The organism is Finegoldia sp. BIOML-A2 (assembly GCF_009678315.1).
Classification (GTDB): Bacteria; Bacillota; Clostridia; order Tissierellales; family Peptoniphilaceae; genus Finegoldia; species Finegoldia magna.
In genome coordinates, this window is the sequence record NZ_WKZE01000002.1 from 71279 (window position 1) to 85208 (window position 13930).

Sequence of the window (13930 nt, forward strand, 5' to 3'; positions counted from 1 at the left end):
GAATAATGGACTCATTTATAGAAATAATCAAAAATTCTTTTACAAGAACCGCACATACAATTAAATATTTTCCGTTGATTTTTGCATCAATGATTGTAATGAAATTATCGTTAAATATGTCTAATAATATTTTGTTTAGATTATCTGTATCTAAAGAAATATCTAACGTTATAATAGCGGTTTTGGTTACATTTCTGTTGAGTATCCTTTTAAATATGCTTAGTATTTCGGTTCATACAAGAGATAACTATCAAATAGAACCGATTACTATTCCCAAATTAATGTTAAAGGTCGCTTTTAATGGAGGAATTTTATTATTGTTGTATTTTTTCTTAAAAAAATACGAAGGAGCAGTAATTGTTCTTTTATTAATATTTAATCCGTTAGTGGAGACACTTTACATGATTGACGAAGAATTTTATAAATCGATTTGGACATCATTAAAATTTAATTTTAAAAATTTTTTAACATGGAACATACCTAATGTTGTAATTTTTGCAATTTTATTTAATCTGATTATGAAAAATTACACATTTGAAGACTTTATAATGTCAAATGAAGTTGTGTCGATTTTGAAATTTGGATTGCTTTTGATGTTCATTTCGTTGTTCATGTTGTATAGGGCTAATTTGTACAGGATTTTAGAAACGGGGGAGAAATAAATGATTAATAAGATTGACGAATATTTCAGTAAATTTATGAATCAATTGGTTTATGTGAATTTATTAGAATCAAATGATTACATTGATAAAGATATTCCACTACCTGTTTTAGAAAAAGATTTGTTAGATGGAGTCAAGAACAATGATTTCGTCAAAAATTTTGATTTGGAATTAATAATTAAAGGCATGATTTATAACATAGCTTACGATAGATCATTCAAATACTGTGTAAACTACACAGATATTATGTACAATATTTTTCCTGATATTGAAAAATCAATAATATCTATGGGAGTTGAAAAGATTTCAAACCCAAAAGAAGCTGTTATTTATTTTAGAACAAATGATATATTAAAATCGGATATTGCAGATAATGCATATTACTACGCGTATTGTTTGAGATTAATGGCTCTTGAAGATGAATTTAATTCTAGTATTTTTATCGAAGAAGCATTCAGAGTTCTAAATGAAAATGTTGCAAATTTTCCTGATTTCTTCTTAAGTTATGTAGAACTTGCAAACTTAGAATTACTAAATCATAATTATATAAAAGCTTATGATTACTTAAAAAATACACACAAGATGGCAATTTCTCCTAATGATTACGATGAAAAAAGAGTATTAATTGTGATAAATGAAGTTGAACGTTTAATGGAGGATATAAAGCCTTTAAGAGATTTGGATTTTGCGACTACTTTAATCAATTCAAAACCACAAAAGGCACTTGAAATTTTCAGAGAACTTGAAAAAACTTCCAGAATTGTTTATCTAATGGGCAAGTGTTACTTGAATTTGAATGATTTGAATACAGCTATCGAATATTTTGAAAAAGCAGAGAATATGGGATTTGATCACGTTGATTTATATAATGATATGTCTGTGGCTTATTTCAACGATTATGATTTTGAAAAATCAATTCAGGTTTTAAATCGTGGGCTTAAAATTCATAAAGACAACGAGATTTTATTGTACAATAAAGCAGTTATTGAACTAAACTCAAATAGAGTTGCAAAAGCAAAAGACACATTGTCAACTTTGGTTTCTTATGATGATGTACACGAAGATATTTTTAATATGGCAATGCAATTATTGCAAAAAATAGAAGAAGACAATTAAATGTCTTCTTCTGTTATTTTTAGCGTATTGTCCAATCGGTCGATGATTTCCAAAGCGCTTATTATGTTTTTTCTTGCTTTGTAACAATCCAAATTAATATCTACCAATTCATTAATTTTGTTTATTCTATAAACGATTGAGTTTCTGTGAACATTCAGTCTTTGAGAGGCCTTTATTAATGAACGTTCTTCTACAAGATAAAAGTATAATGTTCTGAGAAGGTCTGTGCCATTATTTATATCGTCATATTTTAGTTTATAGATGAATTCTGGAACTAAAATTTCTATTTCAGAATCCAAGCATACCAAATCATAGATGATTTTACAGCAATTATCGTTTATGTTATCAGTTAATTCTATATTGTTTTCTAAAATTCTTCTAGATAAATCATAAGCTTTTTTCAAATTGAATAGGTTGTTTTTTAGTGATAATTTAATGCTTTTTAAGTCGTATTTTTCAGTAAAAAAGTTTAAGTTTGTCTTTACTGATGAAACATCTTTAATTTTATTATTAGTTAATAACACAAGGTATCCTTCTTGTAATACAGAATACATATACATCGGATAATCCAAAACAAACCTATTACCGTGTGAGAACATATCTTGGTATTTGAATAAACCACCTTCAATTTTTATTACATTAATATCGTAATTGTCATCTGTTTTCCAACCTATATTTGCGATATTTTCTTCGTCTTTTTCTGTAATATTTCCAGAAATCAAATTCTTAATAGTGCTGTATATGTCTTCTTTTGAATTTATCAGCCCGTTTACATTGTTATAAATATATGTTGAAATTATTTTGGAAATTTTTCTGAATTCAAATTCATATTCATCTTCAATAGTTTCAAAAGCGAGATATCCGTACAATTTGCTCAAGCTTTTCTTTTTTATTTCCAACGGATAAATCTTTTTTATAGTTGAAAAATCAAATGTATTTAGCAACAACTTTTTGTTTGAGTTCAATAGGCATACATTTACATCAAAATAATCTTTTATGATTAAAAGCAAATTATTAACGGCCTCACGGTTTGAAATTGTATTGTAAATTCTATTATAGAACTCTGCGTTTTTACGCAAAAATCCATTTATAATTTCGTAAACTTTGAAAATATCATCTTCTTTTGAATAAATAATATTTGCGTTCTCGTTTTCTATAATTTCATCTTCTGCTTTCAAAAAAAGAATATTAGAATTTTTAGGACACATAATATTTTTGCCATATTCAATTATGGATAGGGTGTTTTTCTGATCAGAAATACAATTTAACGAAATATTATCGATATCGTTTATTATTTTTATGTCTGAAGAGTTAACCAACTCATCCATTTGTTTTACCAATAACTTTATATTCATCTTATCACCTTTAATTATCGTTAGACCTGTGTTATTATCTATAGTATAAATAATATCACAACCAACAAATTTTTTAAATATAAACAGGAGATACTTATGAAAAAGACTGCAATTATACTGATGATAATTACACTACTATCAAAAGTCTTAGGATTAGTAAGAGAAACTACACTGGCATATTTTTTTCCTACAAATGGACCGGTTGCTAACGCATTTTTGGTTTCACAAATACTGCCAATAACAATAGTTAGTTTGTTTTCAGCGGGAATTTCAACATCTTTTATTCCTATATACAATAAAATAGTACATGAAAAGGGAAAGGAAGAAGGCGATATTTTTACATCAAATATCAACAATATAGTTGTTATTATAATATTAGCATTAATAGTAATACTTGAGATTTTTACACCATCTGTAATTAAAATTTTCGCTCCAGGATTTACTGGATATACAAAAGAATTAACTATAAAATTCATGCGATTGACTTTATTGTCAATGATACCGTCCATAATGTCATGTGTATTCAAGGGATATTTGAATGCGAATAATCATTTTGTAGTTCAAAATTTACAAGGTTTTATAATGAATTTTTTCATTATTCTTGCTCTTGTACTATCTAACAAATACGACAATAATATGATAGTTGGAATTGGTTTGTTATTGGGAAATGCACTTCAATATTTGCCTTACATATTTATAACGAAAAGAAAGAATTTTAAATATCATAAGATTTTAGATTTTTCAGATAAAAATGTAAAAATGATTGTATTACTATCAATTCCGATAATTTTAGGAGTATCGGTAAATCAAATTAATGTTATGGTAGATAAGTCGATAGCATCTACAGTTTCAGCTAATGGTATTCCAATTCTAAATTATGCATCAAGGCTTATTGAATTTGTAACTGGAATTGTTATAGCAAATATTTCTGTAATTGTGTATCCTGAATTGTCTAGAAATTTTATCGCAAATGATTTGAATAAAATGAAAGATAGCATAATGAAATCAATGTCTATGATTTGTATTTTAGTAATCCCAGCGACAATAGGACTTTTGGTATTATCTTATCCTATTACTAAGATGCTATTCTTTAGGGGAGCGTTCACGATGAATGATGTTGACATGACATCAGTTTGTATGTTCTTCTACGCTTTGGGAATCATAGGAACTGCTATCAGAGATATTTTATCGAAATCATTTTATGCCATGAATGATACAAAAACTCCTACGATTAATTCTGTTATTATGGTTGCTATAAATATAATAGGAAATATTATTTTATCAAGAATTTTTGGCTTAGTAGGATTAGCAGTAGCAACAAGTTTTGCAAATCTAATTGGAGCAATAATGATAATAATGAGATTACACAAAAAAATTGGGGATTTTAGCTCTACAAAATCATCATTTGTAAATATTTTTAAGATGTTGATTTCATCGTTGATAATGGGAGTTTTAGCTTATATTACATTTAAAACGACAAATATGAGATTTTCTAATACATTATCACTAATGATGTCTATAATTGTTGCAGGAATTAGTTATTTGAGTTGTATTTTAATTTTTAAGGTCGATGAACTAAACGAAATTATCGCTTTTTATAAAAACAGAAGAAAAAAATAGATGGTTTGACAATTGAAAGTTTTTTGAATATAATTTTGTTATAAAGACAAAGATAAAAAGAGCGCATTATGATTGATTTTCAGAGAGATAAGGGTTGGTGTGACTTATTATTCATAGTAATTGCAGACATTTTTGAGTCGAATTTTCCGCTTAATAGCGTTATAAATTAAAGTGAGGTTTACCTAATTAGGGTGGTACCGCGATTTAACTCGTCCCTTATCATAAGGACGGGTTTTTTTATATTTTAGGAGGTTTTTTATGAATAGTATGGGAAATCTTAGACGTACTCACATGTGTGGGGAGTTGAGATTAAGTGATGTAAATAAAGAAGTCATTCTTATGGGCTGGGTTCAAAAAGAGAGAAATTTAGGATCTCTTATCTTTATAGATTTGAGAGATAACACAGGAATAACTCAAATAGCTATAAAGGATGATAACAAAGAGATTTACGATAAAGCAAAAGATGTTAAAAGCGAATATGTTTTATGTGTAAAAGGTGATGTTAGAGAAAGAGAATCAAAAAACAATAACATTCCTACTGGAGAAATTGAAGTTATAGCTAATGAACTAATTGTTTTGGATACAGCTAATGTTCCTCCAATTTACATTAAAGATGATGATAATGCTCAAGAAGCTGTTAGGTTAAAGTACAGATATTTGGATTTAAGAAAACCTAAATTACAAAATAATTTAAAATTAAGAGCCAAAGCTAATAAATTAATTCGTGATTATTTAGATGAAAATGGATTTTATGAAATTGAAACTCCATTTTTAGGAAAGCCAACTCCAGAAGGAGCTAGAGATTATTTGGTTGCAAGTAGAGTAAATGAACACAGTTTCTACGCATTGCCACAATCACCACAGTTAATGAAGCAACTTCTTATGATTAGTGGAATGGACAGATACTACCAAATCGTTAAATGTTTCAGAGATGAAGATTTGAGGGCAAATAGACAACCGGAATTCACTCAAGTGGATATGGAAATGAGTTTTGTTGATCAAGAAGATGTAATGACATTGAATGAAGGCTTGATTAAAAAACTTTTTAAAGAAATTAGAGGAATTGATATTCCAACTCCTATTAAGAGAATGACTTACGCAGAAGCTATGGAAAGATATGGATGCGACAAGCCAGATTTGAGATTTGGATTTGAATTGAAAAATATCACTGAATTAGTAAAAGATTCAGAATTCAAAGTATTCTCAAGTTGTAATGATAAAAACAAGAGTGTTAGATGTATCAATATTGGGGATTATGAAAGTGAATACTCACGTAAAAAAATTGACAAATTAGAAAAATTTGTAAAAGAATACGGTGCTAAAGGTTTAAGTTGGATAAGAGTTCACGATGGAGAAATTCAATCTTCAATTAAAAAATTCTTATCTGATGAAGAAATGAATTCGATAATTGAATCTACAAAAGAAGACGAAAATGCTTTAATATTTATACTGGCAGACAAAAATGATGTTGTATTTAATGGATTAAGTGCATTAAGAAACAAAATTGCAAGAGATATGAATTTGGTTGACAATGATACATTCGAATTTGTTTGGATAGTTGATTTCCCATTATTTGAATTCGACGAAGAAGAAAACAGATTTGTAGCAATGCATCACCCATTTACAATGCCAAAAGAAGAAGACATTCAATATTTGTTAACTGACAAGGAAAAAGTAAGAGCTAAAGCTTACGATATTGTATGTAATGGAGATGAAATAGGTGGAGGCTCTATAAGAATTAACAATTCTGATTTACAAAAGAAAATGTTCGAAGCATTAGAATTAAATGAAGAAATGATTGAAAACAAATTTGGATTCTTCGTTGAAGCTTTCAACTATGGAACACCTCCACACGGTGGATTAGCGTATGGTATGGATAGACTTATGATGTTATTAGTTGGAACTGATAATATCAAAGATGTTATAGCATTCCCTAAAACACAATCTGCTACAGATTTATTGACAGGTGCTCCATCAAATGTTGACGAGAAACAACTTAAAGAAATTCACATCAAATTAGATTAGTATGGATAAAAGATTTGAAAGAACAAAACTTCTAATAGGTGAAAATGACCTAGAAAATATCATCAACTCCAAAGTAGCTGTTATTGGCTGCGGTGGAGTTGGAGGTTTTGTAATAGAAGCTTTGGCTAGATGTGGAGTAGGAACATTAGCAATAGTAGATTATGATACTATCGATATAACAAACATCAATCGCCAAATTATAGCTTTGGAAGATACTGTTGGAAATTATAAGGTAGATGAATTTGAAAAAAGAATTCACAGAATTAATCCGAATTGCAAAGTTATTAAATTTAGGGAAAAGTTTGATAATTCTACTGTTGATTTATTTAATCTTAAAGATTATAATTATGTTATAGACGCTATTGATTTAATATCAGCGAAGCTAGATTTGGCTGAGTATTGTTATAAAAACGATATTAAGTTGATAAGTTCTATGGGTGCGGGATCGAAACTAAATCCTTTTCTTTTTAGAATTACGGATATTAAAAAGACCCACACTTGTCCAATGGCTAAAGTAATGAGAAAAGAGCTAAAAAGAAGAAACGTTGACAAACTTACATGCATTTGGTCTGATGAACAAAGGTCAGGAGAAGTTCTATCTTCAAATGGAAGAAATGCTCCGGCAAGTATAAGCTTTGTACCTTCATGTGTCGGACTTATGATTGCATCATATGTTATTAAAGAATTGAGGTAATTTTTTTGGCAAAAGAAGGAATGGTTATAAAAACTGAATCCACAAAAGCATCTGTTCTAATAACTAGAAAAGGAGCTTGTGGTGGTGAAGGTTGCAGCAAATGTTCAGGTTGTGAACATCAAACGCAAGTTATAGAATGTGCAAACTATATAAGTGCTAAGGTAGGGGATAGAGTGCAAATTTCAGGTGATGATTCTTCAATGCTTAAATATACAGCATTGTTGTATTTAGTGCCTTTAACATTTTTCCTAATTGCTCTTATATCATCATATTCTATTTTGGAAAATAAAATAGGAAATTTTGAATTAGCATCTTTTGGTATAGGACTTGTAGGATTATTAATTGGCTATATAATTGTAAAATTTATAGATAAAAAATTTGTTGATAAGGACCTAGTTCATATCACGAAAATAATTGGAGGTTTGTATGAATAATTGTAGACAAAATTTAGAAAATTTTGACCCAGAGGTTTTTGGACATCTAAATGATGAAATCAAAAGACAAGAAGAACATATCGAGTTGATAGCTTCAGAAAACTTTGTTTCAAAAGCAGTACTTGAAACTATGGGTACTGAGTTAACTAACAAGTATGCTGAAGGATATCCTGGAAAAAGATATTACGGCGGTTGTGAACATGTTGATAAAATAGAACAATTAGCTATAGATAGATTAAAAGAATTATTTAATGCAGATCATGCTAACGTTCAACCTCACTGTGGAGCAAATGCTAATATTGCTGTATATGTTGCAGTTTTAAAACCTGGAGATACAGTATTAGGTATGAGATTAACAGAAGGTGGACACTTAACTCATGGATCACCGGTAAATATGTCAGGTAAATTCTATAATTTCGTAGATTATGGTGTAGATCCTGAAACTGAAACAATTGATTATGAAAACGTTCGTGAATTAGCTTTAAAACACAAACCTAAATTAATCGTAGCTGGTGCTTCTGCATATCCAAGAGTTATAGATTTCAAAAAATTCAGAGAAATTGCAGATGAAGTTGGCGCATATTTAATGGTAGATATGGCTCACATTGCTGGATTAGTAGCTACTGGAGATCATCCAAGTCCGGTTCCTTATGCAGATTTTGTAACTACAACAACACATAAAACATTAAGAGGACCAAGAGGTGGAGCTATCCTTTGTAAGGAAGAACACAAAAAATTAATAGACAAATCAGTATTCCCAGGATTCCAAGGTGGTCCATTAGAACACATTATTGCAGCAAAAGCAGTATGTTTCAAAGAAGACTTGCAACCAGAATTTAAAGAATACACTCATCAAATTTTGAAGAATGCAAAAGCAATGGAAAAAGTATTTTTAGATAACGATGTAAGATTAGTTTCTGGTGGTACAGATAACCACTTATTATTAATCGACTGCAGAAGCTTTGAAATGACAGGTAAAGAAGCTGAAGCATTATTGAGCGAAGTTAATATTACAACAAACAAGAACACTATTCCAAATGATCCAGAAACACCATTTGTAACTAGTGGTATAAGAATTGGTACACCAGCTATTACAACTAGAGGATTAAAAGAAGCAGAAGCTGCAAAAGTAGCAGAATTTATGTTAGACGCATTAAAGAAACGTAGACCTGCTGAAGAAATCAAAAAAGACGTTGTAGAATTGATGAAACAATTCCCAATCAATAGATAAATTTTAAGCTAATACTAGACAAAAGTTTAGTATTAGCTTTATTTTTTGATGAAATATTGTATATTTGACACATTTTATGGTATCATTTATAGAGAAATGAGGTGATAACATGGCAAAACCAGTTGTTGCTATTGTAGGAAGAGCTAATGTAGGAAAATCTACATTATTCAATAAATTAATTAAGAAAAGAATCGCCATCACTCAAGATGATCCAGGTGTTACAAGAGATAGATTGTATATGGAAGCTGAGTGGCAAAATAAATATTTTACAGTTGTAGATACAGGTGGTTTGGAACCAAAAAGTAATGAAATCATTACTAAAAATATTAAAAAACAAACAGAACTTGCTATTGAAACTGCAGATGTTATTTTGTTTATGGTTGACGGTAAACAAGGTATCACTCCAATTGATATGGAAGTTGCCGATATGCTTAGAAGAACGAAAAAAAGCGTAATTTTAGTTGTAAATAAAATTGATCACATCAAACAACAGGACAATGTATATGATTTTTATAATCTAGGATTTTATGAAATATTTCCTATAAGTGCTTCAAATTCTATGGGGCTTGGAGATTTACTAGAAGCTGTTGTTTCAAAATTTGATGATAATTCAAATACAGAATCTGATGAGGATATTACAAAAGTTTGTCTAATTGGAAAACCGAATGTTGGTAAAAGTTCTTTGATTAATAACTTATTAAACGAAGAAAGAATGATAGTTACTGATATTGCAGGAACTACAAGAGATGCCATAGATTCCAAGATTAATTACAAGGGAAATGAGTATATATTTATAGATACAGCAGGTCTAAGAAAAAGAAAAAAGATTGACACAGAAGTTGAGAGGTATTCTGTTGTTAGGACTTTATCAGCGATTGATAGGTCTGATATTTGCGTTCTAATGATAGATGCCACTGAAGGTGTTAGCGAACAAGATACTAAAATCTTGGGTTATGCTCATGATCAAGGTAAAGCTATGATTATTCTTGTGAATAAATGGGATCTTGTTGAAAAACAAACAAACACTATGAATGATTTCAAAAAAGATATCCGAACTAAATTGGGATTTGTAATGTATGTTCCTATCGTGTTCATAAGTGTAAAAGAAAACAAAAGAATAGATACTTTGTTTACTGAAATCGAAAAAGTAGATAATAATTATTCTATGAGAATTAGCACAGGTGTTTTGAATGATGTAATATCAAAAGCAGTATTATTAAATCCACCACCATCAGATAAAGGTGTTCGTTTGAAAATCTTTTATATTACTCAGATAGAAGCCAGACCACCAAAATTTTTGGTGTTCATAAATAGAAATGATTTGATGCATTTTTCATACCAAAGATATATCGAAAATCAGCTAAGGGAAAACTTTAGCTTTGAAGGTGTTCCTTTGCAATTTGAATTTAAGACAAGGGGAAAATAGTGAATTATTTATATTTAATTGTCCTTGGAATAATATGTTATTTCATAGGTAATATAAGTGGTTCTATTGTGCTTTCTAAGTTGATTTATAAACAGGATATAAGAAATTATGGAAGCAAAAATGCAGGTGCAACGAATGCTTTAAGAGTTTATGGAGTAAAGTTTGGTTTGGCAACTTTTTTGATTGATTTCTTAAAAGGATTATTGTGTGCATATTTGGGCTTTAAATTTTTCGGCAGTTTAGGTATACTAGTATGTGGGCTTTTATGTGTAATAGGACATATATTACCGGTTATTTATAATTTTAAAGGTGGTAAGGGAATTGCGACATCTTTCGGTGTTTTATTGTTTGCCCAACCTTTACAAATTTTATTTTTATTAATATTGTTTTTAATAGTTGTACTTATAACTAAATATGTTTCACTCGGAAGCATAATAGGATGTGTTACAGCTGTTATTTATGGATTAATTTACATTAGAAAAGACTTTTACATTGGTTTAATTTATATTTTGCTAGGAATAATATCATTATTCAAGCATAGATCCAATATAAATAGATTGATTCATGGAAAAGAAAGTAAATTAGGTAAAAATTAGGAGGAAAAAATGAAAGTATTAGTAATCAATTGTGGTAGTTCTTCATTAAAATATCAATTATTTGATATGACTGATGAAAGTGTATTATGTAAAGGATTAGTAGAAAGAATTGGAATTGAAGGTTCTAAATTAACTCATAAAGTTAATGGAGAAAAATTAGTAGTAGAAGAACCAATGAAAGATCATACTGAAGCTATTAACCACGTTTTCGATGCTTTATTAGACGAAAAATATGGAGTTATCAAGAGCTTAGACGAAGTATCTGCTATTGGTCACAGAGTACTACACGGTGGAGATAAATTAACAGAATCTTGCATTATTGACGAAAAAGTAAAAGATAAGATTAGAGAATTTATCAAATTTGGTCCACTTCACAACCCAGCTAACTTAATGGGAATTGAAGCATGTGAAAAATTAGCTCCAGGAAAGAAAAATATCGCTGTTTTCGACACTGCTTTCCATCAAACAATGCCAGCTAAAACATATATGTATGCTATCCCTTATGAATACTATGAAGATTACAGATTAAGAAAATTCGGCTTCCACGGAACAAGTCACAGATATATTACTTTAAGAACTCAACAATTATTAGATAAAGAAGACATCAATATTATTACAGTTCACTTAGGTAATGGTTCATCTATAGCAGCTGTTAAAGACGGAAAATGCTATGATACATCAATGGGACTTACACCATTGGAAGGACTTTTAATGGGAACTAGAAGTGGAGATTTGGATCCTACTGTAATGACATTCTTAATGAATGAAAAAGGATATTCAGCTGATGAAATGAACCAAATCTTGAATAAAAAATCTGGTGTATTAGGAGTTTCGGGAATTAGTTCAGATTTTAGAGATCTTGAAGAAGAAGCAGAAAAAGGAAATGATAGAGCTCAATTAGCATTGGATATGTTTATTGAAAGAGTTAAGAGATATATCGGTGGATATATGGCTGAATTAGGTCATGTTGATGCAATTTGCTTCGCTGGTGGTATCGGAGAAAACTCTTCATCAATGAGAAAAGATATCTTAAATACATTTGAAGAATTAGGCGTTAAATTAGACCTTGAAAAGAACAACACTCGTGAAGAAGCTTTAATCTCAGCTGATGATTCAAAAGTTAAAGTTTATGTTGTTCCAACTAATGAAGAATTAATGATTGCTAGAGACACTTTAGACTTAGCAAAATAATAATATTTTTATTGACAACTTAACATTATTATATTATAATTAACTACGTTGTTTGTATAAATTTTAAGGACTAAAGTCCTTAAGGAGGTGTAGCATGGCAGTACCAAAGAGAAAAACTTCTAAAACTAGAAGAGATAAAAGAAGAGCTTCTTCGTATAAATTACCAAGAGTTACTATAACTACATGTCCTAATTGTGGATCTCCAAAATTACCTCACAGAGTATGTAAAGAATGTGGGTATTACGATGGAAAACAAGTTGTAGATAATTCAGAACAAAATTAATGAAAAGAGAGCCGTTTAATTATTATTAAGCGGCTTTTTTATTTGTTTGATGTTATAACATACAATATTGTGATAGAATATACTAGAGGTGAAGTATGAAAATTTTATTAGATACTTTGGGCTCTGATAAAGGAGCATCAGAATTAATAGAAGGAGCTATAATGGCTCTTGAACAAAAAGATTTTAAATTGACAATAGTAGGAAACGAAGAAGAAAATAGAAATATTGTAAATAAAAGATTTGAAGACAAAATAGATTTTGTAAATGCTACAGAAACCATTGAAAACAATGAATCACCAACGAAAGCGATAAGATCAAAAAAAGATTCCAGCATGAGAAAATGTTTTGATTTATTAAACGAAGATTACGATGGGTTGTTATCGACAGGTTCTACTGGTGCTTTATTGACGGGGGCTACACTTATAACTAGAAGGCTTGATAATGTATCTAGACCTTGTTTGATGATAACAGTACCTAGCCTAAAAGGTGATGTGGTAGTGTTAGATGTTGGCGCTAATGTTGATGTCACTTCTGAGTTATTAGAACAATTTGCAAAAATGGGATATGTTTATTCCAAAAATATTTTAGGAAAAGAGGATTGCAAAGTAGGTCTATTAAATATTGGAGTCGAAGAACATAAGGGAGATTCATTAAGATTAGAAACATACAAGAATTTATCAAAATATCCTTATTTTAAAGGTAATGTTGAAGCAAGAGATGTTTTGAAAGGTGATTTTGATGTCGTGGTAACTGATGGTTTTTCAGGAAATATTCTTCTGAAAACAATAGAAGGTTCCGTTGAGTTTATTAAAACTTTAGCTAAGTCAAAATTATCTAAGCTTGATGAAAAATCTCAACAAACTATTATTCCTATGATTAAATCAATGAGTACAGGTATTGATTATAACAGTGTTGGATCTGCACCATTTCTAGGAACTAAGAAGCCGGTGTTTAAAGCTCATGGCTCATCTAACAGGGGCGCTATTATGTCTGGGATTTTAACGCTGATAAAATTCGTTGAAGAAGATGTTACTGATAAATTAAAAAAGGAGTTAGCAAATGAATAAAGAAATTTATGAAAAAGTTGTTGAAGGCTTAAAAAAGGAATTTAATAGAGACGATATAGACGAAAAAACAAGATTTGTAGAAGATCTTAAAGCGGATTCAGTACGCTTATTGGAAATCGTAATGGATGTAGAAGAAGAATTTGATATAGAACTTGATGACGAAAAGTTATCTGAGTTAAAAAATGTAGAAGATGTAGTTAATGAAATTGAAAGGGCACAAGGAAAATAGT

14 protein-coding genes and 1 other annotated feature are annotated in these 13930 nt (G+C 29.6%); of the genes, 13 read left to right on the forward strand and 1 reads right to left on the reverse strand.

Annotated features, from left to right (window positions below):
* Window positions 1-5 precede the first annotated feature (5 nt).
* On the forward strand, window positions 6-662 hold the full coding sequence (locus GKF99_RS02365) for a hypothetical protein (protein WP_154254304.1): 657 nt from the start codon (window positions 6-8) through the stop codon (window positions 660-662).
* Window positions 663-1778: a hypothetical protein gene (locus GKF99_RS02370; protein ID WP_094207213.1), complete on the forward strand. Its 1116-nt coding sequence runs from the start codon at window positions 663-665 to the stop codon at window positions 1776-1778.
* Here the strand turns inward: GKF99_RS02370 and GKF99_RS02375 are convergent.
* The gene (locus tag GKF99_RS02375) at window positions 1775-3133 is read right to left on the reverse strand and encodes a helix-turn-helix domain-containing protein (protein ID WP_094207212.1); all 1359 of its coding nucleotides are present in this window, start codon (window positions 3131-3133) and stop codon (window positions 1775-1777) included. The genes GKF99_RS02370 and GKF99_RS02375 overlap by 4 nt on opposite strands.
* A gap of 96 nt (window positions 3134-3229) precedes the next feature.
* Between GKF99_RS02375 and murJ the strand changes: the two genes are divergently transcribed.
* From murJ to GKF99_RS02430, 11 genes are all read left to right on the forward strand, one after another.
* On the forward strand, window positions 3230-4753 hold the full coding sequence (gene murJ / locus GKF99_RS02380) for a murein biosynthesis integral membrane protein MurJ (protein ID WP_154271088.1): 1524 nt from the start codon (window positions 3230-3232) through the stop codon (window positions 4751-4753).
* Between the two features lie 40 nt (window positions 4754-4793).
* Window positions 4794-4973 (forward strand) — a binding site (T-box leader).
* Window positions 4974-5011: 38 nt separating this feature from the next.
* Window positions 5012-6778, forward strand: a complete 1767-nt coding sequence (gene aspS / locus GKF99_RS02385; RefSeq protein ID WP_154271089.1) for an aspartate--tRNA ligase — start codon at window positions 5012-5014, stop codon at window positions 6776-6778.
* 1 nt (window position 6779) lies between these two features.
* Complete coding sequence (locus tag GKF99_RS02390; protein ID WP_002836544.1) at window positions 6780-7472, forward strand: tRNA threonylcarbamoyladenosine dehydratase; 693 nt, start codon at window positions 6780-6782, stop codon at window positions 7470-7472.
* Window positions 7473-7477: 5 nt separating this feature from the next.
* A complete protein-coding gene (locus GKF99_RS02395; protein WP_002837908.1) occupies window positions 7478-7906 on the forward strand; it encodes a SoxR reducing system RseC family protein in 429 nt (142 codons plus the stop codon).
* Window positions 7899-9137 (forward strand): serine hydroxymethyltransferase, encoded by a 1239-nt coding sequence (gene glyA, locus GKF99_RS02400; protein WP_094207209.1) that lies wholly within the window; start codon window positions 7899-7901, stop codon window positions 9135-9137. The genes GKF99_RS02395 and glyA overlap by 8 nt, the downstream gene beginning before the upstream one ends.
* A 109-nt stretch (window positions 9138-9246) precedes the next feature.
* The gene (gene der, locus GKF99_RS02405) at window positions 9247-10563 is read left to right on the forward strand and encodes a ribosome biogenesis GTPase Der (RefSeq protein ID WP_094205757.1); all 1317 of its coding nucleotides are present in this window, start codon (window positions 9247-9249) and stop codon (window positions 10561-10563) included.
* A complete protein-coding gene (gene plsY, locus GKF99_RS02410) occupies window positions 10563-11159 on the forward strand; it encodes a glycerol-3-phosphate 1-O-acyltransferase PlsY (protein WP_156849978.1) in 597 nt (198 codons plus the stop codon). The genes der and plsY overlap by 1 nt, the downstream gene beginning before the upstream one ends.
* A gap of 9 nt (window positions 11160-11168) precedes the next feature.
* Window positions 11169-12350: an acetate kinase gene (locus tag GKF99_RS02415; RefSeq protein WP_154272598.1), complete on the forward strand. Its 1182-nt coding sequence runs from the start codon at window positions 11169-11171 to the stop codon at window positions 12348-12350.
* 94 nt (window positions 12351-12444) lie between these two features.
* On the forward strand, window positions 12445-12633 hold the full coding sequence (rpmF, locus tag GKF99_RS02420; RefSeq protein WP_002836538.1) for a 50S ribosomal protein L32: 189 nt from the start codon (window positions 12445-12447) through the stop codon (window positions 12631-12633).
* Window positions 12634-12728: 95 nt separating this feature from the next.
* Window positions 12729-13700 (forward strand): phosphate acyltransferase PlsX, encoded by a 972-nt coding sequence (gene plsX, locus GKF99_RS02425; protein ID WP_154272599.1) that lies wholly within the window; start codon window positions 12729-12731, stop codon window positions 13698-13700.
* Complete coding sequence (locus tag GKF99_RS02430; RefSeq protein WP_094207205.1) at window positions 13693-13929, forward strand: phosphopantetheine-binding protein; 237 nt, start codon at window positions 13693-13695, stop codon at window positions 13927-13929. The genes plsX and GKF99_RS02430 overlap by 8 nt, the downstream gene beginning before the upstream one ends.
* Window position 13930: the final 1 nt, after the last annotated feature.